Below are 21,205 nucleotides of genomic sequence, written 5' to 3'. Positions count from 1 at the left end.
TCCGCTCGCGCGGAGCCGGCGTCAGGATGCTTCGAGCAGGGCGTCCTGACGCCACTTGAGCACCTTGTCGAAGGCCACGACCGTGCCGTGCCCCGGCCGGTCGTGGTACTGCACGTGGTCGACGAGGGTCTCGATCAGGAACAGCCCGCGGCCGTGCTCGGCGTACTGGCCGCGCAGCGTCAGCGGCCGGGCCGGTCTGCGGCCCCGTTCGCGCGGCAGGCCCGGCCCCGAGTCGGCCACCTCGATCCGGCAGCAGTCGCCGTCGATCTCGGCGGTGACGACGTAACCCGTGGCCGAGCCGGCGTGCTCCACGGCGTTCGCACACGCCTCGGTCAGCGCCACCGACAGGTCGAAGGAGATGTCGGGGTCGACCCCCGCCGAATCCATGGTCCCCAGCAGCAGCTTCCTGGCCAGCGGGACGCTCGCGGCCTCCCGCCGCAGATGGAGTGACCACCAGATGCTCATGCTCCAGCCTCCTGGCCCCCGGCTCGACATACGGTTACGTATTGCCGCGAAGGCCCTGGAGTAAGCGCGATGTTGGCGTGATGCCGCTCATTCGGCGGATGCGTTTGCCACCCGCCGGGGTGTAGATGCCGCACCGCGGGTGTGAGGGGAGCAAGGGCGCCGTACGCGGGCGGAAGCGGCAGTGAGATGATGACGGCTGTCATGGCTGCGCCTTCCTCCGCCTCCTGCCTGCCTGCGCCCACCGTGCGCGCGGGTGCCGGGATGCGACTGCTGCGGACCGCGGTGTTCACCGCGGTCTGCGTGCTGCTCGCGGCGGCCGGGCACGCCATGGCGTCGGGCCGTACGGTGCCGGCCGCCTCGCTGGCGCTGGGCTGGCTCGCGGTCTTCGCGGTCGTCGCGCCGCTCGCCGGCCGGGAGCGCGGACTGCCCGGCATCACCGCGCTGCTCGCGCTCGGCCAACTCGCCCTGCACCTGGTGTTCAGCACCGGCCAGATGTGCGCCTCGGCCACCGGTTCCGTGCGGGGCGCCGCCACCGGCAGCAGCCTGGTCGCCGTCGCCGCCCGGCTGGTGTGCAACAGCGGCGGCAGCGGCACGGCGCTCACCCCGGGGGCCGCGCGGCAGGTCGTCCTGCGGGCCGGCCTCGACCCGGCCGGGCTCGGTGGCGCCGCGCCCGCCGGGGACACGCTGATGCCCGGCATGTCCGCCGGTTCGTCCGGCACGGGTGCCGTCCACGGCGCCCACATGTCGCTGCCCGCGATGCTGCTGTCGATGTGCTCGCTGCCCATGCTGCTCGGCCACCTGCTGGCCGCCGTGGTCGCCGGGCTGCTGCTGCGCCGCGGCGAGGCCGCGCTGTGGCGGCTGGTCCGGCTGTCGGTGCGCAGCGCCACGGAACTCGCCTCGCTGCCGCCGTCCGCGCTGCGCCGGGCCTGCGCGCTGCTGGCGGCGCTCGCCGCGGCCGTGCCCTGCGCCCGCCGACCGATACGAGGCGCCGCGTGGCCGGTGGCGGCCCGGCACCGTACCGTCTGGCTGCGGCACTGCCTGGCCAGGCGCGGTCCCCCGGCGGTCGCACTGGCGGCCTGACGCGGCGTCGGCTCCTCACGGGGAGCGCCGACGGAAGCGCGGGTCGCCTGCCGCCCTCCCACGAGTGCCTTCCTCCCCCGAGGTCCCCGCACCGCACGCCCTTGAGGACGCGCGGCCGCGGAGCCCGGGCACGGGTACGCGCACGGACTCGGGGCGGCTGCCCGCGTCATCCCGCGCACCTGTGTGCGCGGCCCACCGTCAGCGCACCACTTCCACGTGGAGATACCCCTGCCATGAGCAGTTCCCGTATGCGCGGCCGTGCCGCGACCGTCGCCGCGCTCGCCGGCTCGGCCGTCCTGCTGGCCGCCGTACCCGCCTTCGCCCATGTCACCGTGCAGCCGAGCACGGCCGCCAAGGGCAGTTACAGCACCGTCTCGTTCAAGGTGCCGTGCGAGGAGGACAACGCCTCCACCGTCAAGCTGGAGGTGAACCTCCCCACCGACCACCCGATCGCCTCGGTGTCGATCCAGCCGGTGCCCGGGTGGACCGCGAAGGTCACCACGACCAAGCTCACCACCCCGCTGAAGACCGACGACGGCACGGTCACCTCGGCCGTCACCAAGATCACCTGGACCGGGGGGAAGATCGAGCCCGGGCAGTTCCAGCAGTTCCCGGTCTCCCTCGGGCCGCTGCCGGAGGACACCGGCACGCTGACGTTCAAGGCGCTCCAGACCTACAGCGACGGCAACGTGGTGCGGTGGATCGAGATCCCGCAGGCCGGGCAGCCCGAGCCGCAGAACCCGGCGCCCTCCCTCCAGCTCACCGAAGCGGACAGCGGCTCCGGCGCGACGCCCACCGCCACCGGCAGCGCCGCGTCGGCCCCGCAGTCCGGCACCGCCGCGGCGAGCACCACCGCGGCGGCCGGTGACAGCGACGGCACCGCCCGCGCGCTGGGCATCGCCGGGATCGTGGTCGGCGTGATCGGCGTCGGCTTCGGCGTGTACGGCGGGCGGCGGCGTACGGCCCCGGCCGGCACCGGCGGCAGCGGCGGCTCGGGCTCGTCCGCGGGCGCCGGTGACGGCTCCGGTGACGGCTCCTCGCCCTCGGCCTGACCGGTCCCCTGCCGGGCGGCCGCGGTGCGCGCACCGTACGACCGCGGCCGCCCGGCCCCTTCGAGCACTCGCGAACAGGAACCACATCTCTCATGCGCACCACCGTCAAACTCGGCGCCGTCGCCGTGACCGCCTCGGCCGCCCTCCTGCTCACCGCGTGCGGGGGCTCCTCCTCCGGCAGCGACTCCAACGCCGCGGCCGTCGTGTCGACCGCCGCCTCCCAGGGACCCGGCGTCGCCCTGGACACGCCGTTCGCCAAGCCCGCGCTGGTCCTCACCGACAACCACGGCAAGCAGTTCGACCTGGTCAAGCAGACCGCCGGGCACCCGGTGCTGCTCTACTTCGGCTACACCCACTGCCCCGACGTGTGCCCCACCACGATGAGCGACATCGCACTGGCCAAGTCCAAGCTGTCCAAGGCCGACCAGGCGAAGCTCCAGGTGGTCTTCATCAGCTCCGACCCCACCCGCGACACCCCGGCCCGGCTGAACTCCTGGCTCGGCGCGATCGACAAGAGCTTCATCGGGCTGACCGGCAAGTTCAGCACCATCCAGGCCGCCGCCCGCACGCTCGGCGTCGGCATCGACCCGCCGGTCAAGGAGAAGGACGGCAGCATCACCGTCACCCACGGCGCCGAGGTGCTGGCCTTCTGGCCGAAGGACAACAAGGCCCACGTGCTGTACATGTCCGGCACCAGCGCGGACCAGTACGCGCGCGCCCTGCCGAAGATCATCAGGAGTGAGCGGTCGTGACCGCGACCAGGTCCGCGGGGCGGCGCACCCGGGTCGGCGCGGCCGCGCTGGTGGTGCTCGCCGCGGTGGCCACCGGCGGCAGCATGGCGCTGACCGGCTGCTCGTCCTCGGCAGGCTCGGCGGCGGGCTCGACGTCGGCCTCGTCCGGCGCGTCGGGCGCCGACGGCGCGAACGCCAAGGCCGGCAGTCCCGCCGCGCTCGCGGTCAGCGGCGGCTACATACCGCAGCCGCTGCTGACGGACATGGCCGCGGCGTACTTCACCGTCACCAACACCGGCGGGACCGCGGCCCAGCTCACGTCGGTGACCAGCGGCCTGGCCGCGCACGCCACCTTGCACACCACCTCGAACGACACCATGCAGCAGGTGATGTCGCTGACCGTGCCGGCCGGCGGCAAGCTCACGCTGAGCACCGGCGGCGACCACGTGATGCTGGAGGACCTCACCCACAAGCCCGCGGTAGGCGACAAGGTGACGCTCACCCTGCACTTCGCACACGCCACGCCCGCCGCGGTGACCGTCACCGTGCCGGTGCGCCCGACGACGTACCAACCGGAGGGCTGACCCGCCGATGGACACACGGTCGTACGCAGGACCGCCCGGCGCCCGGCGGTCGTGGCCGCGGCGCGCGGCGGCGCTGCTCGTCGGGCTCGGGGCGCTGGTCGGGCTGCTGCTCGGCACCGCCGTGCCCGCCTCGGCGCACGCGGCACTGATCGGGACCGACCCCGCCGACGGGTCGGTGGTCAAGACCGCGCCGCAGCGGGTGGTGCTCACCTTCTCCGAGGGCGTGCTGCTGTCCGACGACTCGCTGCGGGTGCTCGACCCGCACGGCACCGATGTCGCCGCCGGTACCCCGGGGCACGCGCAGGGCAAGAACTCGGGGGCGACCTCGACCGTCGCCCTCAAGTCGGGCCTGGGCGACGGCACCTACACCGTCGCCTGGCGGGCGATCTCCCAGGACAGCCACCCCGTCTCCGGCGCCTTCACCTTCTCGATCGGCGCGCCCTCCCGGACCGACGTCGACCTGTCGGGCGTCGCGGCGCGCGGCGGCGGTGCGGCCGGCACGCTCTACGGTGTCGGCCGCTACGTCGCCTACGCCGGTTTCGCGCTGCTCGTCGGCGCCTCGGTGTTCCTGTCGGTGTGCTGGCCGCGCGGTGCGCTGCTGCGGCCGCTCCAGCGGATCGCGGCGACCGGCTGGGTGGCGATGGCCGCCTCCACGATCGCCTTGCTGCTGCTGCGCGGGCCCTACGTCAACGGCAAGGGGCTCGGGCAGGCGCTCGACCTCGGGGTGATGCGGGACCAGCTCCAGACCAGGCCGGGGGCCGCGCTGCTGTCCCGACTGCTGCTGCTCGCGGCGGCCGCGGTGTTCCTCGCGGTGCTGTTCGGCTCCTACGCCCGGCGGGAGGACCCGGAGGAACGGGCGGACCTCGCCTGGGGGCTGGGCATCGGCGGCACGGTGATCGCCGTCGGCATCGCGGCGACCTGGGCGATGGCCGAGCACGCCTCGGTGGGCATCCAGCACCAGGTCGCGATGCCGGTCGACGTGGTGCACCTGCTGTCCATGGCGGTCTGGCTGGGCGGGCTGATCACGCTGCTGACCGCGCTGTGGGCGCCCTCTCTCGCGGGCCGCCCGATCGAGCCGTACGCGGTGCGCCGCTTCTCGCTGCTCGGGCTCATCGCGGTCACCCTGCTCGTCGGCACCGGTGTCTACCAGGCGTGGCGCCAGATGGGCAGCTGGCGGGCCTTCACCGACACCTCCTACGGGCGGCTGCTGCTGATCAAGATCGGGCTGGTCTGCGCGCTGGTGGCCGTCGCCTGGTTCTCCCGCCGCTGGACCGCGCGGCTCGGCCGGACCCCGGCCACCGCCACGGCCGCAGTCGCGACCACGGCCACGGCCACGGCCACAGCCACGGCCGCTGCCGCTGCCGCGACGGCGGCGCCCGCCTCGGTCCCGGCGGCGGCCGCCGACCGTACGAAACCGGCGGTCGCGGCCTCCGGCAGCGGCGGTGCGGGTGGCGCGGACAGCGCCCGGGCCCAGCAACTGCGGCGCCAGCAGGCCGCCCGCAGCGCGGCGCGGGCCCGCAAGGTGCTGGCCGCGGACCCCTTCCGGGGGGCGCTGCGCCGTTCGGTGCTGGCCGAGGCGGCGGTCGCGGTGGTACTGCTCGGTGTGACCACGGTCCTGTCCGGCTCGCAGCCGGGGCGGGCCGCGGAGGAGCAGAAGGCCCTGGCCCCGGCGCCGTCCGCGTCCTCCGGCACGGGCACCACCTCCTCGGGCCAGGCGCCGATCGCGGTCACCGTCCCCTACGACACCGGCGGCCCGAAGGGGAAGGGCACCGCGGCGGTCACGGTGACGCCGGGACGCGCCGCCACCCCGAACCAGGTGCGGCTCGTCCTCAAGAACACCGCCGGGACCCCGGTCGACGTGCCCGAGGTGCGGTTGGCCTTCACGCTGCCCGCGCAGAACCTCGGTCCCATCCCGATCACGCTCAAGCACACCGGCACCGGCCGCTGGACGGCGAGCGCGGCCCAACTGCCGCTCCCGGGCACCTGGCAGATGTCGGTCACGGTCCGCACTTCGGACATCGACGAGGTGACGGAGACGAAGAAGGTGAAGGTCACTTCGTGAGTGCCACGGACAGGACGGCGGGACGCTCCGCCGGGAAAACCTCCGGTCAGGTCTCAGGCGCGGGCGGGGCCGGCCCCGAAGCCGCCGAAGCGGCGGCCCGGCCCGGGGTCAGCCGCCGACGGCTGCTGGGCACCGCCGGCGCGGCGGGAGCTGCCGGGCTGGTGGTCGGCGGCGGCGCGGGCGCCGCGGTGGCGACCGGCACCCGTGACGAGCCGACCGCCCTGACGACCGTCGGCTCCGCGCACGTCCCGTTCGAGGGTGTGCACCAGGCCGGGATCGCCGACCCCGCGCAAGCGTGCGGCCACCTGGTCGCCTTCGACCTCAAGGCGGGCGCGGACCGCAAGGCGGCAGCCGCCCTGCTGCGCCGCTGGTCGAACGCGGCACGGGACATGACCGCGGCCGACCGCCCCACCACGCCGGCGGCGTACGACGACCAGGTGGCCGACGACGCGGGCCCCTCCTCCCTGACCGTCACCTTCGGTTTCGGACGCAGCTTCTTCACGCGGACCGGGCTGACGTCCAAGCTGCCGACCGCCCTGGCGCCGCTGCCGGACTTCCCCGCGGACCGGCTCGACCCCAAGCTCAGCAACGGCGACCTGTGGGTGCAGATCGGCGCCGACGACGCGCTGGTCGCCTTCCACGCCCTGCGCGTGCTCCAGAAGGCCGCCGCCGGGACCGCGACCGTGCGCTGGCAGATGAACGGCTTCAACCGCACCCCCGGCGCCACCGACCGGCCCCGCACCGCGCGCAACCTCATGGGGCAGATCGACGGCACGAACAACCCCAAGCCGACCGACGCGGACTTCGACAAGCGGATCTTCGTACCGGCGACCGGCTCTCCCGACTGGATGGCGGGCGGCTCGTACGCGGTCGTCCGCCGGATCAGGATGCTGCTGGACACCTGGGACCGCTTGTCGGTGGCCGAGCAGGAGCGGGTGGTGGGGCGCCGCAAGTCCGACGGCGCTCCCCTGTCCGGCGGCGTGGAGACCACCCCCGTCCAGCTCGACAAGATCAACGCCGACCGGTCGCTCGCGATCGCCGGTGACGCCCACATCCGGCTGGCCGCGCCCGCCTCCAACAGCGGTGCGGCCATGCTGCGCCGTGCCTTCTCCTACCACGACGGGTTCGGTGCGGACGGCACCCCGGACGCGGGGCTGCTGTTCGTCGCCTGGCAGGCCGACCCGATGACGGGCTTCGTGCCGGTCCAGCGCAAGCTCGACGGCGCCGACGGGCTGTCCCGCTTCCTGCGCCACGAGGCGAGCGGGCTGTTCGCGGTGCCGGGCGGGGCGGGGAAAGGGGAGTACGTGGGCCAGCGCCTGCTGGAGGGCTGAGCGTCGAGCCCGCACGGCGGGAGGGCTGGCGCGCGGGCGCCCGGCGCTGGGCTCCCGCGTGTCTCGTACGTCCGTGCGACGTCCTGGGAACAACCGTACGGGACGGGCGGGTGCGGCCGCGTGGGCCATTAGGCTGAACTCATGTCGTCGGCGAGCCGTTACACGTATCTGGGGCCTGAGGGCACCTTCACCGAGGCCGCGCTGCGCACGCTGCCCGAGTCCGCCACCCGCGAGCTGGTCCCGATGGTGTCCGTGGCAGCGGCGCTGGACGCGGTGCGCAACGGCGAGGCGGGCGGCGCGCTGGTGCCGATCGAGAACTCGGTGGAGGGCGGCATCACCACGACCCTCGACGAGCTGGCGTTCGGCACCCCGCTGATGATCTACCGCGAGGTGCTGCTGCCGATCGCGTTCGCGCTGCTGGTCCGGCCGGGCACGAAGCTGTCGGACGTGAAGACCGTGACCGGCCACCCCGCCGCCCAGGTGCAGGTCCGGCAGTGGCTGACGAAGCACCTGCCGGACGCGGTCTGGGAGTCGGCCGCCTCGAACGCGGACGGCGCCCGGCTGGTCCAGGAGTCGCGCTACGACGGCGCCTTCGCCGGCGAGTTCGCCGCTCCGACCTACGGGCTCGAACCGCTGGCCACCGAGATCCACGACGCCTCGAACGCCACCACCCGCTTCGTGTTGGTGGGCCGGCCGGCGCGGATGGCGGCACCCACCGGGGCGGACAAGACGTCGGCGGTGTTCTGGCTGCGCGACGACCACCCGGGCGCGCTGCTCGACCTGCTCCAGGAGTTCGCGATCCGCGGGGTGAACCTGATGCGGATCGAGTCCCGGCCGACCGGCCAGGGGCTGGGGCAGTACTGCTTCTCCGTGGACGCGGAGGGCCACCTGACCGACCGGCGGGTGAGCGAGACGCTGCTCGGGCTGCACCGGCGCTGCCTGAAGGTGCGGCTGCTCGGGTCGTACCCGCGTGCGGACGAGATCGCGCCCGTGGTGCGCCGCGGTGCGAGCGACGAGGAGTTCACCGCGGCGGCGGACTGGCTCAACCGGGCGCTCGACGGCCGCGCCTGAGGTCTTCCCGGGCAGAGACGGGCCGCGACCAAGGGCCGCAGTGTGACACGGCGTGACCACCACCCCGCGCCCTCTGGCGTTTGCCTTGGCTTTGCCCACCAGCCATCTTGCGAGTTGTCCACAGAGTTATCCACAGGGCCGGCGCGCAGCCTGTGGGTAACTGGGGACAAGTCGACAGCGAAAAGCGGCCAAGTCGACAAATTGGTACACAGCCGCCAGCTCGCCCCGGAGTGCGACACATCACCCCGCGTCACCCCAAATCCCCCTCGCCATCCTCCCGGGGGAACAGATCTCACCCGAAAGTGAGTGTGGAACGGGTTTGCGCGGGGAATCCATAGCCGAACTCCGACCCCGGGAAATGATCTCTCCACTTCTCCACAGATCTCTCCCACACCCTGTGGACAACGGGCCGAGATTTCCCCACCGCCTGTGGATAACTCAGCCGCAGAGGGGCCCGCGCCCCCTCCGGAAGCGACCTCCGCAGTGGATCAACTCCGTTTCTCCACAGGCCGACCGACCCCACCGGGCGACCGCCGGAATTGCGTTGACGCATGGCTTTATCGCCACCTTAGCTACCTTCTTTCGCTTTTCCAGCGAATCGGACATTGCACACATTGCCGCCTTTAAGTTGTCGCCTGAGCCGACTGACGCCGGGTAGCCTGTGGACCGTGATTGACCTTCGCCTGCTTCGTGAGGACCCCGACCGAGTGCGCGCCTCGCAGCGCGCCCGTGGAGAGGACGTCGCGCTCGTCGACGCGCTGCTCTCCGCCGACGAGCGGCGCAGGTCCTCCAGTACCCGCTTCGACGAGCTGCGCGCCGAGCAGAAGCAGCTGGGGCGCCTGGTCTCCAAGGCGCAGGGCGAGGAGCGCGCCGAACTGCTGAGGCGCACCAAGGAGCTGGCCGACTCGGTGAAGGCCGCGGACGCCGAGCAGCAGGAGGCTGCCGAGCAGGCCCAGCAGCTTCTGCTGCGGCTGGGCAACGTGGTGCACCCCGACGCCCCCATCGGCGGCGAGGAGGACTTCGTCGTCCTCGAGACCGTCGGCACCCCCCGCGACTTCGCGGCCGAGGGCTTCACCCCCAAGGACCACCTGGAACTGGGCGAGTTGCTCGGCGCGATCGACACCGACCGCGGGGCCAAGGTGTCGGGCTCGCGCTTCTACTACCTCACCGGCATCGGCGCCCTGCTGGAGCTGGCCCTGGTCAACGCGGCCATCGCGCAGGCCACCGCGGCGGGCTTCACCCCGGTGCTCACCCCGAACCTGGTAAGGCCCGCCGCTATGGCGGGCACCGGTTACCTCGGCCAGGTCGAGGACGACGTCTACTACCTGGAGAAGGACGACCTCTACCTCGTCGGCACCTCCGAGGTCCCGCTCGCCGCCTACCACATGGACGAGATCATCGAGGCGTCCAGGCTGCCGCTGCGGTACGCGGGCTTCTCCGCCTGCTACCGCCGGGAGGCCGGGTCGTACGGCAAGGACACCCGCGGCATCTTCCGGGTGCACCAGTTCGACAAGGTCGAGATGTTCGTCTACACCACGCCGGAGGAGGCCGAGGCGGAGCACCAGCGGCTGCTGGCGTGGGAGAAGCAGTGGCTGTCCTCCCTGGAACTGCCGTTCCAGGTGATCGAGCTGGCCTCGGGCGACCTGGGGGCCTCCGCGTCGCGCAAGTTCGACTGCGAGGCGTGGGTGCCCACCCAGGGCAAGTACCGCGAGCTGACCTCCACCTCCAACACCACGCAGTTCCAGGCCCGCCGCCTCGGCATCCGGATGCGCGACAGCGACGGCACCCGGCCGCTCGCCACTCTCAACGGCACGCTGTGCGCGGTGACCCGCACCATCGTCGCCCTGCTGGAGAACCACCAGCTGGCCGACGGCTCGGTCCGGGTGCCCGAGGTCCTGCGGCCGTACCTGGGCGGGCGCGAGGTGCTGGAGCCCACCGCGGCCGTCGCGAAGTCCGCCGCCAAGTGACCGCGCCCGGGTCGGCCGCGGCCGACGTCCCCGCCACCGGCCCGCTGCCGTACCGGCTGGTCGCCACCGACCTCGACGGCACCCTGCTGCGCGAGGACGGCACCGTCTCGCCGCGCACCCGCGCCGCTCTCGCCGCCGTGACCGGAGCGGGCGCGGCGCACATCATCGTCACCGGCCGCTCGGTGCCCTGGACCCGCCACATCCTGGACCACCTCGGCTACCAGGGGCTCGCCGTGTGCGGCCAGGGCGCCCAGGTGTACGACGCGGGCAGCGACCGCCTGCTCACCTCGGTCACGCTGGACCGCAAGCTGGCCGCGGTGGCGCTCGCCAAGATCGAGGCCGAGGTCGGCCGCCTCGCCGTGGCGGCCAGCCGGGACGGCCTCGAGGGCGAGGTGCTGGTCGGCGAGGGCTACGTCTACAACCCCGAGCTGCCGGTCATCCACATGACCGGGAGCGACGAGCTGTGGGCCGAGCCGATCAACAAGCTCTACATCCAGCACCCCGACCTGGACGACGACGCGCTCGCCGACGCGGCCAGGGCCGTCGCCGGGGACCTGGTGGGCGTCGTCATGGCCGGCCGGCGCATCGTGGAACTGCTGCCGCTCGGCCTCACCAAGGCGACCGGGCTGTCCCTGGCCGCCAGGCGGCTGGGCGCGGCCGCGGCCCGAACCATCGCGTTCGGGGACATGCCGAACGACGTGCCGATGTTCCGCTGGGCCGGGCACGGCGTGGCGATGGCAGGCGCCCACCCCGACCTGAAGGCCGTGGCCGACGAGATCACCCTGTCCAACGACGAGGACGGCATCGCTGTGGTGCTGGAGCGCCTCATGGGCGCGGCCGCTTCCTGACCCCTCGGCGGTCCGCGGCCTGGTCCGGGTCCGGAGGGGGAGCCGGGGTCGGGGGCGGCGGCAAGGGCGTCAGGGCGTAGCAGCACAGCCCGATCAGCACCGCGGTGAAGTGGCCGAGGTCGGTGAAGGTGTCGTTGTCCACCAGGCGGTAGCCGAACAGCCCGACCAGCACCACCGCGTAGGGCCAGCGCAGGCGGCGCGGCAGCCGGTAGGTGAGGACCCCGGCGACCCCCGCGAGGCCGTAGCTGACGCCGATGTCCACGGTGTACGCCAGGGAGTGCGGCAGGCGGTTGTCCCGGATGTCGAGGAAGACCGCCTTCTGGCTGAGCAGTGTGGCGCCCACGTGCGCGAAGACGGCGGTCGCGAGCCAGCGCGCGGTGCCCAGCCAGCGCTCCGCGGTGGCGTGCACCACCTCGAACAGCACCACGTACAAGGCGAGGCCGGACGGCCCCTGTATCCACAGCGCGCTGGCGACCAGCACCCGGATCGGGTGCAGGCGCAGCTCCACCAGGTTGGTGCTGACCTCGTGCAACAGGTGGGTGCGCACATCGGCCGGCAGCAGCGCGGCGACCGTACTGGTGACCAGGATGATCAGCAGCCAGATATGGGTGCCAGGAGTGGAGCGCACCCAGGCGACGGCGGCGCGCCGCAGGTCGGCGGGGGCCGGCCGGTGGCGCGGGGCGGCCGATCCGGGGACACCGCCCTGGGACGGCGGCGTGCGGGGAGAGGAGTCCTGGACCATCCCTTCCAGTCTCGGACCGTTCGCTGTGTGCCGCAGGCGAACGCCCCGGCCGCCTGGAGTCCTCGCCTCCTGGCAGCCGGGGCGCCGCGGTTTCGGCGGGCGGTTCGCGCCGCCCTACTCGTCGCCGACCGGCTTCAGGGTGCTCAGCCGCCGCGCCGCGTACCAGGTGCCCAGGACGGTGACCGCGACGAGCAGGACGATGCCCGTCGGCAGCGACACCGCCGAGGTGACGAGGCCGCCGTGCGCGGCCTCGGCGCCGACGGCGAGCGCCCACTGCTGGACGCTGAGCGTCTGCGCGCCGGGCACCAGGTTGCCGATCACCGTCTCCCACACCAGCGCGTACACGAGCCCGACGACGACCGCGTGCCGGGTGACCACCCCGAGCAGCAGGAAGACCGCGGCATAGGCGACGGACCCGACGGCGGTGGCGATGCCGTACGCGACCGCGATGTTCGCGCTGTTGCCGTTGAGCAGATAACCCGCGAGCAGGGTGGGGACCGCGGAGAAGGCGAGGGTGACACCGATGGCGACCAGCAGCTTGGTGCAGATGATCGTGGAACGCCTGATCGGCTTGGCGAGGAGGTAGACGATGGCGCCGTCGTCGATCTCCGGAGCGATCGCGCCGGTGCCCGCGATGACGCCCAGCAGCGGCAGCATCGAGCTGAGCGCGAAGCCCTGGAGCATGTCGCTCGCGGTGCCGTCGTCGGCGCCGACCAGGGCGCGGACGAAGGCGGCGATGGCCAGCAGCAGGACGGGCAGCGAGAAGAGCAGCAGGGCACGGCGCCGGCCGAGCAGCGCGCGGTAGGTGAGCCTGGCCACGGTGGGGTGGTAGCAGGAGAAGCCGCCGGTACGGGGTGCCGCGGGCTTGGCGGCGGGCGCGTCGGGAAGCGTGGAGGTGGTGGACATGTCGGTCGTTCCTTACGCCGTGACCAGGTAGGAGAACACGCTTTCCAGCGACTCGTCGGACGGCGAGACCGCGTACAGGCGGATGCCGTGCTCGCGGGCGATCCGCGGCAGATACGCGGTGAAGCCGGCGAAGTCGACCGCCTGGATGCGCAGCGCCCGCTCGGTGGCGTCCAGTTCGATGCCCGCGGTGGAGCCGTGCGCGATGAGCGCCGAGGCGAGCGCGCGGTCGTCGCTGGAGCGCACGAGGTAGCGGTGCGGGCGGTCGGTCATCAGCCGGCGGATCTTGCGGAAGTCACCCGAGGCGGCGTGCCGCCCGGCGACGACGACCTCGATGTGGTGGGCGAGCTGTTCGACCTCCTCCAGGATGTGGGAGGAGAACAGCACGGTCCGGCCGTCCGCGCCCATGGCGCGCAGCAGGTTCATCAGGTGCAGCCGCTGGCGCGGGTCCATGCCGTTGAACGGCTCGTCGAGCAGCAGCACCGACGGGTCGTGCACCAGCGCCGACGCCATCTTGGCGCGCTGCCGCATGCCCTTGCTGTAGGTCTCGATCCGCCGGTCCTGGGCGTACTCCATCTCCACGGTGGCCAGGGCGCGCTGGGCGGCGGCGCCGGGGTCGGCGAGGCCGTGCAGTTCGGCGTTGGCGACGACGAACTCGCGCGCGGTCAGGAAGTCGTACATGGACTCGCGTTCGGGCACGATGCCGATCTGGCGGTAGGCCTGCTCGTTGCGCCAGATGACGGTGCCGTCGAGGGTGACGCTGCCGCCGGAGGGTGCGAGGAAGCCGGCCATCATGTTGATGAGGGTGGACTTGCCGGCGCCGTTGGGGCCGAGCAGCCCGGTGACGCCCGGGCCGATGGACATGGTGACGTCGTTGACGGCCACCACGTTCCCGAACCAGCGGGAGACCGCGTTGATACCGATGGTGGTCACGACAGGCCCGCCTTCCGGTAGCGGCGGATCAGCAGCCCGAAGCTGCCCGCCAGGATCGCCAGGACGACCAGCAGGTACGCGATGCCGGCCGCCGCGTTCGGCGGCCCCGAGGCGTGGGGGAAGGAGGAGGCGGCGCCCAGGAACCAGGTCTGGAAGCCGTCGATCAGGGTGATCGGGGAGAAGAGCCCGAGCCAGCCGATGACGTGCCATTTCTCCTGGTTGTCCGCGACGCCCTGCACCGCGGAGACGGCGCCGTAGCTGATCACGAACAGGGTGATCACCGCGGCGACGCCGAAGCCCCGGCGCGGGGTGACGGCCGCGATCACCAGCCCGATGCCGGCGAACAGGAGGGACAGCAGTGCTGTGGACACCAGGCCCTTCGCAAACCCGGCGGTCTGGTGGCCGAAGCTCAGCTTCGCCAGCAGTGCGCCGATGTAGAGGATCAGCAGGGGGAGCGCGGTCAGCAGGAACAGCGCGGAGGCCATCGCGGCGAACTTCGCGGCCACGTAGTCGACCGCCTCGATCGGCCGCGAGAAGTACAGCGGGGTGGTCTTGAAGCGCAGGTCGCGCGAGACGGCCTGCGGCGCCTGGGAGGCGACGAAGAGCGTGATGACCGCCTGGAGCACGATCGCGTAGCGGGTGTACTGCAGCGGCAGGTCGTTGCGGTCCGTGAAGACCGTGACCGCCACGATGATCAGCGCCGGCAGGCACATCACAGCGAGCAGCAGCATCGGCAGCACCTTGGACTTGGCGCTGCGGCCGAGTCCGTACGCGCCGCGCAGGCTCTGCACGTAGAGCGACTTGCGGGCGTACGCGCGGCCGAGGCGGGGGCCGTGGTACGGGCGGTAGCCGATGTCGTGGATGACGTCCGTGGGCGTCAGGTCGGGCTGGGTCACCGGGTGCTCCTTCCTGTGCCCGCGGGGACGGGGGCGCCGGTGCCAGTGCCGGCGCCGGTCTCCACATCCGCGTCCTCGTTCGCGTCCTCGTCCGAGAAGAGCTCGGCGATCCGGTGGCGGCGCTGCTCCATCCGCACCAGGCCGACGCCCAGTTCGGCCACCGCGTCGCGAACGGTGTCGTACGTCTCGTCGCCGGCGATGTCGACCATCAGCAGGTGGCCGGTGCCGTGGGCGGTCAGCCCGGCGGCGGTCAGCGCCGCGTACAGGTCGTCCTCGCGGTCGGTGACCTCGACGGCGAGGGAGCCCGTGGTCTGGGTGAAGTCGCTGGTGGAAGAGGCCCGCAGCAGCTTGCCGCCGTCGATGACGACGATGTGGTCGCTGGTGCGCTCCAGTTCGCCGAGCAGGTGCGAGGTGACCAGCACCGAGATGCCGAAGTCGGTGTGCACGCGGCGGATCAGGCCGAGCATGTCGTCGCGGCCGACCGGGTCCAGGCCGTTGGTCGGCTCGTCGAGCAGCACCAGCTCCGGGTCGTGGACCAGCGCCTGGGCGAGCTTGACGCGCTGCTTCATGCCCGTGGAGTAGCCGCCCATCGGGCGGTAGCGCTCCTCGTACAGGCCGACGTGGCGCAGCGTGTCGGCGGTGCGCTCGCGGGCGGCGGTGGGCGGCAGCCCGGACATGCGGGCCATGTGCACCACGAACTCCGTCGCCGAGACGTCCGGCGGGAGGCAGTCGTGCTCGGGCATGTAGCCGACCAGGGCACGGATCTCCGCTCCGTCCGAGGCCACGTCGCGACCGAGCACGGTGGCCCGGCCCTCGGTGGCCGGGGCGAGACCGAGCAGGATCTTGATCAGGGTCGACTTGCCGGCTCCGTTGGCGCCCACCAGCCCGGTCACACCGGGCGTGATGTCCACGGTCAGCCGGTCGAGCGCGGTCACCCTCGGGTACCGCTTGCTCAGGCTCTCGGTAGCGATCACATTCACGGCCCCGACGGTAGCGGGCGGTGCGGCCGCCGCGCGTCGCCCGCGGGGCGGTGCTTGCCGTACGACTCACGGTTGCCCCCCCCCGTAGGGGTTGCCACTCGATCGGGTGAAAGCGCCGTCGGGCGGTACCGGATGTCTTGACGCTGCCATCGGACAATGTCACATTGATCACTGACAGTGTTGGTCGGTGCTGAGGCGGTGACGACATGGACGGCGTAGAAGGCGTGGACGGCAAGGGCGGGACGGACGACGCGGGCGCGGGTACGGGCGCGCGTGCGGATACGGGCGCGGGCGTGGAAGGGGCCGGTGCCGAGCGGGAGACGGCAGCGGCGCGGGACCGCTTCGTGACCGGCGCCGGCGGGGTGCGCCTGTGCGTGACCGAGTACGGCGCCGCGGCCCCGCCCGGCGGCCCGCCGACGGTCGTCCTGGTACACGGCTATCCGGACAGCCAGGAGGTCTGGTCGGCTGTCGCCGAGCGGCTCTCCGACCACTTCCACGTGGTGAGTTATGACGTACGCGGCCACGGCCGCTCGTCCGCGCCGGACCCGCTCAAGGGCGGCTTCACCCTGGAGAAGCTGACCGAGGACTTCCTCGCGGTCGCCGGCGCGGTCAGCCCCGACCGCCCGGTGCACCTGGTCGGCCACGACTGGGGCTCCGTGCAGGGCTGGGAGTTCGCCACTGTCACCGCCACCGAGGGGCGGATCGCCTCGTTCACCTCGATCTCCGGCCCGAGCCTCGACCACTTCGGCCACTGGATCGCACGCAGGCTGCGCCGCCCCACCCCCCGCCGCACCGGCCAACTCCTCAACCAGCTCACCAAGTCGTGGTACGTGTACGCGCTGCACACCCCCGTGCTTCCCGAACTGGCCTGGCGGGGACCGCTCGGCAAGCAGTGGCCGAAGCTGCTCGCCCGGGCCGAGAAGGTCCCGTCCGACGGCTATCCGACCGGCTCCCTCCCGCAGGACGCCGCACACGGAGCCTGGCTCTACCGCGACAACGTCCGGCGCCGGCTCGCCCACCCGCGTCCCGACCCCGTCGCCCATGTGCCGGTGCTGCTGATCACCCCCACCCAGGACGCCTTCCTCTCCGAACGGCTCTACGACGACCTCGACCGCTGGGCGCCCCGGTTGACCCGGCGGACCCTGCCCGCGAAGCACTGGGTGCCGCGTTCCCGCCCCGACCAGCTCAGCCGCTGGATCACGGACTTCGTCTCCGCGGCGGAGGGCGCCCCCGCCCCTGGGGAAGAGGAGCAGGACCCCGCCCGGCGGACGGTGCTCGGCCGGGGGCTGGCGGCGGCGCGGGAGCGGTTCGCCGGACAGCTGGTGGTGGTCACCGGCGCGGCCAGCGGCATCGGCCGGGCGACCGCACTCGCCTTCGCCGAGGCCGGCGCACGGGTGGTCGCGGTGGACCGGGACGCGGAGGGCGCCGCCTCGACCGCGGCGGACGCCCGCCGGGCCGGCGCGGCCGACGCCTGGCCGGAGGTGGTCGACGTCGCGGACGCCGGGGCGATGGAGGAGTTCGCGGCCCGCACCGCCGACCTGCGCGGGGTGCCCGACGTTGTGGTGAACAACGCGGGCATCGGGTTGGCCGGCCCGTTCCTCGACACCACAGTGGCGGACTGGCAGCAGGTGCTGGACGTCAACTTGTGGGGGGTGATCCATGGCTGCCGGCTCTTCGGCCGGCAGATGGCCGAGCGCGGCCAGGGCGGCCACATCGTCAACACCGCCTCGGCCGCGGCCTTCCAGCCGTCCAAGGCGTTGCCGGCCTACAGCACTTCGAAGGCGGCCGTGCTGATGCTCAGCGAGTGCCTGCGAGCCGAACTGGCGCCGCACGGCATCGGGGTGAGCGCGATATGCCCCGGCCTGGTCAACACCGCGATCACCGGCAGCGCGCGGCACACAGGAGTCAGCGAGGAGGAGCAGGAGCGGCGGCGGGCCAAGAGCGCCAAGCTGTACGCCCGGCGCAACTACCCGCCGGAGAAGGTGGCTCGGGCCGTGGTGCGCGCGGTGCTCCGGGACACCGCCGTCGTGCCGGTCACCCCGGAGGCACGCGGGGCGCGGTTGCTGTCGCGGATGTCGCCAGGAGCTCTGCGGGCCCTCGCCCGGGTCGACCCGCCGATGTAGCCGGCCGGTGGGGGCGCCCGTGCTCCGACCGACCGCCCACCGCCGACCGCAGTCCGCCGACCAGCCACCCGTCCGTCCTGCCGGCCAGCCGGCCCGCCTCGTCCCGTCCACTCCACCCGCAGAACCCCGTAAGGAGGCCACACCCCGTGAGCCATGCGATCAAACCCCGCCGGGTCACTTTCGACTGGAAGCAGACGCCGCTGCACTGGATTCCGGGCGAGCCGACCGCGACCCACGTGATCAACGTGCTGCATCTGCTGCTGCCCGCGGGCGAGCGGTGGTTCGTGAAGGTGTTCAAGGAAGCCCTGCCGCTGATCACCGACGAGCGCCTGCTCAAGGACGTGAAGGGCTTCATGGGGCAGGAGGCCACGCACAGCGTCCAACACGCCTACGTGCTGGAGCACTTGACCGAGCAGCAGCTCGACACCGCGTCCTACACCCGGCATGTGGAGTGGATGTTCGACGTGCTGCTGGGCGAGCGGCCGCCGTGGGGCCTGCCGGTGCCGCGCCGCGAGTGGCTGCGCTTCCGGCTGTCGCTGATCGCGGCGATCGAGCACTTCACCGCGGTGCTGGGCGACTGGATACTGGACTCGGAGGCGCTCGACGACGCGGGCAGCGACGAGGTCATGCTCGACCTGCTGCGCTGGCACGGCGCCGAGGAGGTCGAGCACCGCTCGGTCGCCTTCGACATGTACCAGCACACCGGTGGCAAGGGCGCGGTGCGCTATCTGCGCCGGGCCGAGGGGATGGCGCTGGCCTGGCCCACCCTGTTCTACCTGTGGGTGGCCGGCGCCCGGTACCTGTTGCGAAACGACCCGCAGCTGGCGCAGGGGCGCTACCGCTTCAAGGACCACCGCGCCGCCGCCCGCCGCGGCCTGGTCCCCTCCTGGGCCTCGCTGCACGCGGCCATGCCCCGCTACCTGCGCCGGTCGTACCATCCGTCGCAGGAAGGGTCGTTGCACAAGGCGGTGGACTACCTGGCGATATCCCCGGCCGCGCAGGCCGTCGCCGGGACGACCGCCCGCGACCAAGCGGCGGGACGGCCCGCCGCCTCCTGACCCATCGCACCGCACAGCAGCGAGGAGCACGACCGTGACCACCGCGGAAGAGCAGCGCGCCTACCGGATCGAGGAGTTGTCCCGCCTCAGCGGCACCACGGTCCGCACCATCAGGGCGTACACCGACCGCGGCCTGCTGCCCAAACCCGGGCGGCAGGGCCGGGCCAATGTCTACGACGGCACGCACCTGGTCCGGCTGCGGCAGATCGCCGACCTGCTGGAGCGCGGGTACACGCTGGCCAGCATCAAGGAGTTGCTCGCCGCCTGGGACTCCGGGACCGGGCTCGGCGGCGTGCTCGGGCTGGTCGGGGAGGTGGACCGGCCGTGGTCCGACGAGTCGCCGGCCCGGATAGCACTGGCGGAGCTGACCGAGTCGTTCGGCGGGGTGATGGACCTGGGGGCGGTCGAGGAGGCGCTGCGGCTGGGCGTCCTGGAGGCGGTGCCCGGGCATGACGACGAGTTTCTGGCACCGAGCCCCAGCGAACTGGCCGTCGCCGCCGAGCTGCACCGCGCCGGGGTGCCGCTGTCCGCGATCACCGGGCATCTGCAGGAAGTGCGCGGCCAGGTCGAGCACATCTCCGAGCGGTTCCTGGAGTTCACCACCGAGCACGTCTTCCAGCGCTTCCTCCAGCACCCGCCGACGGCGGAGGACGCCACCGAGGCGATCGACCTCATCCGGCGGCTGCGCCCGCTCGCCCAGCAGACCGTGGACGCCGAACTGGCGCGCGCGATGCGGCTGCGGGCCACCGAGCACATCCGGCGCCACCTGGGCGACGCCGCCCTGCAGTCGGCAGCACCCGAGCAGCAGCCCGCACCCGCGCCCCCGCCGGCCCCTGTACCCCCACCGGCCCCAACGCCGCAGCCCGCCCCCGCCGCTGCACCTCGTGCCGCGTCCGAGCCGGTCTCCGTCCTGCTGCCCGCCACCACCGTCGGCGCCGTACGGGACCTGGTGGGTGCGGAGCGCATCGCGGAGTTCGTCGCGGCGGCCGCCGACCGTGAGGCGGCCGCCCGCCGGATGGACGCGCTGGCCGGGCGGGCAGCCGCACCATGACCCCCGGCGCCGTACGTCCCTGGCCGGCGCCGAGCGGTATCAGCCGAGCTGCCCGGGCGCCTCGATGGCGATCTGCTCGAAGATCGCGTGGTCGTAGCCGAAGTCGGAGTCGGGGATCGGCCAGTGCATGACGATCTCGTCGATCCCGGCCTCGAGGTGCCGCCCGGCGAAGTCGACGAAGGCGTCCAGCGAGCTGAACGGGGCGGCCCGGTCCGGGGTGAAACCGGTCAGCAGCACCTTGGGCACCCCGGCCGGGTCGCGGGCGGCGTCGCGCAGCGCCGAGCCGAGCCGTTCGACCTGGTCCCGGATCGCCGCCAGCGACTGCTGCGGGGTCCCCGTCTCGTAGAGCGCCGGGTCGCCCGTGGTCACCCATGCCTGGCCGTACTTCGCGGCCAGCTTCATGCCGCGTGGCCCGGTGGCCGCCACGGCGAACGGCAGCCGCGGACTCTGCACGCAGCCGGGGATATTGCGTGCCTCGACCGCCGAGTAGTAGCTGCCCCCGAAGGTGATGTCGCCCTGGCTGAGCAGCCGGTCGAGCAGTTCGACGAACTCCGCGAACCGGTCGGCCCGTTCGCGCGGCGACCATGCCTCCTGCCCGAGCACCAAGGCGTCGAAGCCGGTCCCGCCGGCCCCGATCCCCAGCGTCACCCGCCCGCCGCTGACGTCGTCCAGGGTCATCAGCTCCTTCGCCAGCGGAACCGGATGCCGGAAGTTCGGCGAGGTCACGAGGGTGCCCAGGCGGATGGAGGTGGTCGCCCCGGCGGCGGCGGTCAGGGTCGGGATCGCCCCGAACCACGTCCGGTCCCGGAACGGGACCCGCCACGACAGGTGGTCGTAGGTGTAGGCCGCGTGGAAGCCCAGCTCCTCCGCCCCCTCCCACACCTTCCGCCCCTCGGCCCAGCGGTAGATCGGCAGGATCACAGTGCTCAGTCGCATAGGCATGACCTTACGAGCAACGAACCCCGTACCAGTGGCGACAACACATGGCCGTACCACGACGGCAGTCTCGTGGAAGCGGACGACGAAGCGCGCATCGGCTCGCTACCGCGGCTGAGATGAGCACACGCGGCACCGCCGAACTGGACGCGCTGATCGAGAAAGCGACCGTTGAGACGTTCGACGAGGTCGAGGCGGTCAACGGATTCCTGGCGGTCATCGACGAGTACCTGGCCGTTCCGTTCGCCACGACCGTCCTGGAGCGACCCGGACAGGCGGCGAGGCGCGGCGGAGGACGACATGAGCACCGTCACCGATCTCGCACCGGTCCTACGACGTAGCGCCGAACTGAAGGAAGACCTCGTAGCGTTCGGGGAGGGCCGGACCTGTCC

Annotated in this window: 20 protein-coding genes; 13 read left to right on the top strand and 7 right to left on the bottom strand. The window is 72.9% G+C overall.

Translation table 11 applies throughout. The annotated features are described in order from the left end of the window. Positions 1 to 21: 21 nt before the first annotated feature. Positions 22 to 465 (bottom strand): ATP-binding protein, encoded by a 444-nt coding sequence (locus AC3EVP_RS07750; RefSeq protein ID WP_335971649.1) that lies wholly within the window; start codon positions 463 to 465, stop codon positions 22 to 24. A 201-nt stretch (positions 466 to 666) separates the two neighbouring features. On the opposite strand from AC3EVP_RS07750, the gene AC3EVP_RS07745 reads away from it, so the two are divergent. From AC3EVP_RS07745 to AC3EVP_RS07705, 9 genes are all read left to right on the top strand, one after another. Next, complete coding sequence (locus AC3EVP_RS07745) at positions 667 to 1,545, top strand: hypothetical protein (protein WP_435127516.1); 879 nt, start codon at positions 667 to 669, stop codon at positions 1,543 to 1,545. Positions 1,546 to 1,778: 233 nt separating this feature from the next. Then, the gene (locus AC3EVP_RS07740; RefSeq protein WP_435127514.1) at positions 1,779 to 2,597 is read left to right on the top strand and encodes a YcnI family copper-binding membrane protein; all 819 of its coding nucleotides are present in this window, start codon (positions 1,779 to 1,781) and stop codon (positions 2,595 to 2,597) included. A gap of 92 nt (positions 2,598 to 2,689) precedes the next feature. Further along, positions 2,690 to 3,349, top strand: a complete 660-nt coding sequence (locus tag AC3EVP_RS07735) for an SCO family protein (protein WP_335971654.1) — start codon at positions 2,690 to 2,692, stop codon at positions 3,347 to 3,349. Continuing rightward, entirely contained in the window at positions 3,346 to 3,912 is a 567-nt protein-coding gene (locus AC3EVP_RS07730) for a copper chaperone PCu(A)C (RefSeq protein WP_435127511.1), read from the top strand. The genes AC3EVP_RS07735 and AC3EVP_RS07730 overlap by 4 nt, the downstream gene beginning before the upstream one ends. Before the next feature lie 7 nt (positions 3,913 to 3,919). Further along, positions 3,920 to 5,974, top strand: a complete 2,055-nt coding sequence (locus tag AC3EVP_RS07725; RefSeq protein WP_435127509.1) for a copper resistance protein CopC — start codon at positions 3,920 to 3,922, stop codon at positions 5,972 to 5,974. After that, complete coding sequence (efeB, locus tag AC3EVP_RS07720; RefSeq protein ID WP_435127507.1) at positions 5,971 to 7,305, top strand: iron uptake transporter deferrochelatase/peroxidase subunit; 1,335 nt, start codon at positions 5,971 to 5,973, stop codon at positions 7,303 to 7,305. Before AC3EVP_RS07725 ends, efeB begins: the two co-directional genes overlap by 4 nt. A 141-nt stretch (positions 7,306 to 7,446) precedes the next feature. Then, entirely contained in the window at positions 7,447 to 8,376 is a 930-nt protein-coding gene (gene pheA, locus AC3EVP_RS07715) for a prephenate dehydratase (protein WP_435127505.1), read from the top strand. 668 nt (positions 8,377 to 9,044) lie between these two features. Beyond that, positions 9,045 to 10,343: a serine--tRNA ligase gene (gene serS / locus AC3EVP_RS07710; RefSeq protein WP_335971659.1), complete on the top strand. Its 1,299-nt coding sequence runs from the start codon at positions 9,045 to 9,047 to the stop codon at positions 10,341 to 10,343. Next, positions 10,340 to 11,191, top strand: coding sequence for an HAD family hydrolase (locus tag AC3EVP_RS07705; RefSeq protein ID WP_435127503.1), 852 nt, complete (start codon positions 10,340 to 10,342; stop codon positions 11,189 to 11,191). Before serS ends, AC3EVP_RS07705 begins: the two co-directional genes overlap by 4 nt. On the opposite strand, the gene AC3EVP_RS07700 is transcribed toward AC3EVP_RS07705, so the two are convergent. The 5 genes from AC3EVP_RS07700 to AC3EVP_RS07680 form a co-directional block, all read right to left on the bottom strand. Continuing rightward, a complete protein-coding gene (locus AC3EVP_RS07700; RefSeq protein WP_435127501.1) occupies positions 11,169 to 11,933 on the bottom strand; it encodes a rhomboid-like protein in 765 nt (254 codons plus the stop codon). The genes AC3EVP_RS07705 and AC3EVP_RS07700 overlap by 23 nt on opposite strands. Before the next feature lie 114 nt (positions 11,934 to 12,047). After that, positions 12,048 to 12,839 carry an ABC transporter permease subunit gene (locus AC3EVP_RS07695; RefSeq protein ID WP_435127499.1) on the bottom strand — a complete coding sequence of 264 codons (792 nt, stop codon included), beginning with the start codon at positions 12,837 to 12,839 and terminating at the stop codon, positions 12,048 to 12,050. 12 nt (positions 12,840 to 12,851) lie between these two features. Further along, entirely contained in the window at positions 12,852 to 13,769 is a 918-nt protein-coding gene (locus AC3EVP_RS07690) for an ABC transporter ATP-binding protein (protein WP_335971667.1), read from the bottom strand. Continuing rightward, positions 13,766 to 14,665 (bottom strand): ABC transporter permease, encoded by a 900-nt coding sequence (locus tag AC3EVP_RS07685; RefSeq protein WP_335971669.1) that lies wholly within the window; start codon positions 14,663 to 14,665, stop codon positions 13,766 to 13,768. The genes AC3EVP_RS07690 and AC3EVP_RS07685 overlap by 4 nt, the downstream gene beginning before the upstream one ends. Next, complete coding sequence (locus tag AC3EVP_RS07680) at positions 14,662 to 15,639, bottom strand: ABC transporter ATP-binding protein (protein WP_335972216.1); 978 nt, start codon at positions 15,637 to 15,639, stop codon at positions 14,662 to 14,664. Before AC3EVP_RS07680 ends, AC3EVP_RS07685 begins: the two co-directional genes overlap by 4 nt. Positions 15,640 to 15,851: 212 nt before the next feature. Between AC3EVP_RS07680 and AC3EVP_RS07675 the strand changes: the two genes are divergently transcribed. The 3 genes from AC3EVP_RS07675 to AC3EVP_RS07665 all read left to right on the top strand — a co-directional run bounded on the left by AC3EVP_RS07675 (position 15,852) and on the right by AC3EVP_RS07665 (position 19,877). Then, positions 15,852 to 17,768 carry an SDR family oxidoreductase gene (locus AC3EVP_RS07675; RefSeq protein WP_435127496.1) on the top strand — a complete coding sequence of 639 codons (1,917 nt, stop codon included), beginning with the start codon at positions 15,852 to 15,854 and terminating at the stop codon, positions 17,766 to 17,768. A gap of 146 nt (positions 17,769 to 17,914) precedes the next feature. Further along, on the top strand, positions 17,915 to 18,826 hold the full coding sequence (locus AC3EVP_RS07670) for a metal-dependent hydrolase (RefSeq protein ID WP_435127494.1): 912 nt from the start codon (positions 17,915 to 17,917) through the stop codon (positions 18,824 to 18,826). A 34-nt stretch (positions 18,827 to 18,860) separates the two neighbouring features. After that, positions 18,861 to 19,877, top strand: a complete 1,017-nt coding sequence (locus AC3EVP_RS07665; RefSeq protein ID WP_435127492.1) for a MerR family transcriptional regulator — start codon at positions 18,861 to 18,863, stop codon at positions 19,875 to 19,877. Positions 19,878 to 19,916: 39 nt separating this feature from the next. Here the strand turns inward: AC3EVP_RS07665 and AC3EVP_RS07660 are convergent, their stop codons facing one another. Continuing rightward, on the bottom strand, positions 19,917 to 20,819 hold the full coding sequence (locus AC3EVP_RS07660) for an LLM class flavin-dependent oxidoreductase (RefSeq protein ID WP_435127490.1): 903 nt from the start codon (positions 20,817 to 20,819) through the stop codon (positions 19,917 to 19,919). A 113-nt stretch (positions 20,820 to 20,932) separates the two neighbouring features. Between AC3EVP_RS07660 and AC3EVP_RS07655 the strand changes: the two genes are divergently transcribed. Beyond that, a complete protein-coding gene (locus tag AC3EVP_RS07655; protein ID WP_335971679.1) occupies positions 20,933 to 21,154 on the top strand; it encodes a hypothetical protein in 222 nt (73 codons plus the stop codon). Positions 21,155 to 21,205: the final 51 nt, after the last annotated feature.

This window comes from Actinacidiphila sp. bgisy144 (genome assembly GCF_057708105.1).
Note: the sequence above shows the minus strand (reverse complement) of the source record. Positions and strands in the feature narration are given on the sequence as shown.